Raw genomic sequence first — 1,913 nt, forward strand, 5'->3', positions numbered from 1 at the left:
AATCCCACCCCGTGTCCAAGAACCGGGGGCAAGGCCCCATCGACGGGCTGATCGCTGCCGACCCGGCCGTCTACGCGCGGCTGCCGAAGATCCACCGCGACGAGTCCCGCACCCAAGGCCTGGACCGGCTTGAGCTGATCCGATTCCTCCAAGTGGCTCAGACGATCACCGTGTATCACGGCGCGCTCGCGTACCTGCTGGGTATCAACGCGCTGCGCGCCTCCGAGGCGGCAGCGGTCCGGATCGAGGACTATGCCGACACGCTGCGCGGCCACCGCGTCCTGCACCTGGTCGGCAAGGGCAACAAGCCGGCCACCATGCCGCTGACCGTCCCGGTGCTCCGGGTCCTCGAAGCGTGCCGCGGCCAGCGCACCACCGGGCCGCTGGTGCTGCGACCGGTCTCCGGCAAGCCGATCGACCGACGCGACGTCTACCGGATGGTCGCCCGCATCGCGAAGGCCGCGCAGGTCCCCCGGCACATCAGCCCGCACTCGCTGCGGCACGCCGCGATCACCAACGCCCTCGACGCCGGCGTCCCCCTGCGCGACGCGCAGATTCTTGCCCGCCACGCCGACCCCCGCACGACCGAACACTACGACCGCGCCCGGGGCAACCTCGACCGGCACGGCGTCCACTTCCTGACCGCCTACGTCGCCGGGGTGTAACACGATCCTCCCCAGACTCGCGAGACGCTCCGGCATTGCATCGTCGGGCGCGACACGTCCACCATGGGAATCCCCACGCCCATGCGACCACGGTGCCCGCCTTGGCTACTGGTACTGCCGGTAGTACCATCAATCTGTGGCCTCGGTGGAGTCGATCGTTACGGCGATGCGCAACAACCAACGGAACATCGCGTACAACGACCTCCACAAGGTCTGCGAACACTACTTCGGGAGGCCCCGTCAAACGGGATCCTCACATGCGGTGTTTAAGACCCCATGGCCGGCTGACCCCCGCGTCAACATTCAGAACGACAAGGGCAAGGCCAAGGCCTACCAAGTTCGTCAAGTTATCAAGGCAATCGACAAGAAGGAGGCCGAGTGATGGACACGCTAGAGCGGCCGCAGGTCGACGTGTCTCACTACACCTACCGTGTCGCCTGGTCGGTGGAGGATGACGAGTTCGTCGCCACCGTTGCGGAGTTCCCGTCCCTGTCCTGGTTGGCACCGTCTCAGGTCGAGGCCCTGCAAGGGCTCGAAGCCGTGCTGACAGATGTCGTCCTCGACATGCAGGAACAAGGCGAGGACGTGCCAGAACCGATCTCTGAACGCAGCTATTCCGGTAAGTTCAACCTTCGGCTGGGCGAGAAGCTGCACCGAGAGGTGGCTTTGCGCGCGGCTGAGGAAAACCTGAGCATCAACCAGTGGGTCGTTCGAAAACTCATGGCAGACGGCTGACGCTCCCAGCTGACAAGGTCCTCGCAGACGGGCCGTTTCAGTTGCGACCTTCCGCCGCCAGCGGGGCATGCGCGCGTCATCGGATCGCGGATATGCGCCAGCGCTAGATGTACTGACCGGGGACGTTGGTCAATCGGCTGAGGGGTGGCTGGTTCCCGCAGGCTGAGTGGGGCCGGTGGTGATTGTAGGCGTGCAGCCAGGCCGGGAGGGCGGCCCGGCGTTCCGTCTCGGTGGCGTAGTGCCGGGCGTAGGCCCACCCATCGGCCAGGGTGCGGTGGAAGCGTTCGATTTTGCCGTTGGTCTGCGGCCGGTGCGGCCGCGTCCGCTTGGGCGTGATCGCCAGCTCGGTGCAGGTGTCGCGCCACAGGTGCGAGCGGTAGGCCGGCCCGTTGTCGGACAGGACCCGTTCGACGGTCACGCCGCGCTCGTTGAACCAGGCGACGGCCCGGCGCAGGACGGCCACGGCGGTCTCGGCGGTCTCGTCGTCGTGGACCTCGGCGTAGCCGACCCGGG

Annotated in this window: 4 protein-coding genes; 3 read left to right on the forward strand and 1 reads right to left on the reverse strand. The window is 67.0% G+C overall.

Features of this window, described 5'->3' with window-relative positions:
- The 3 genes from ABWV20_RS16155 to ABWV20_RS16165 all read left to right on the forward strand — a co-directional run.
- On the forward strand, window positions 1–665 hold a 665-nt coding region (locus tag ABWV20_RS16155), incomplete at its 5' end, for a tyrosine-type recombinase/integrase (RefSeq protein WP_353356907.1).
- Between the two features lie 136 nt (window positions 666–801).
- Window positions 802–1,047 (forward strand): toxin HicA, encoded by a 246-nt coding sequence (locus ABWV20_RS16160; protein ID WP_353356909.1) that lies wholly within the window; start codon window positions 802–804, stop codon window positions 1,045–1,047.
- Window positions 1,047–1,400: a type II toxin-antitoxin system HicB family antitoxin gene (locus tag ABWV20_RS16165; RefSeq protein WP_353356911.1), complete on the forward strand. Its 354-nt coding sequence runs from the start codon at window positions 1,047–1,049 to the stop codon at window positions 1,398–1,400. The genes ABWV20_RS16160 and ABWV20_RS16165 overlap by 1 nt, the downstream gene beginning before the upstream one ends.
- A 103-nt stretch (window positions 1,401–1,503) precedes the next feature.
- Here the strand turns inward: ABWV20_RS16165 and ABWV20_RS16170 are convergent.
- The coding region (locus tag ABWV20_RS16170; protein ID WP_353356913.1) for an integrase core domain-containing protein at window positions 1,504–1,913 on the reverse strand (410 nt) is incomplete at its 5' end.

The sequence above is a fragment of the Intrasporangium sp. DVR genome (assembly GCF_040365325.1).
Classification (GTDB): domain Bacteria; phylum Actinomycetota; class Actinomycetes; order Actinomycetales; family Dermatophilaceae; genus Intrasporangium.

Excerpts from the sequence above, each read along its gene's own strand:
- ABWV20_RS16165 (WP_353356911.1), top strand. The coding sequence starts at position 1,047 with ATGGACACGCTAGAGCGGCCGCAGGTCGACGTGTCTCACTACACCTAC.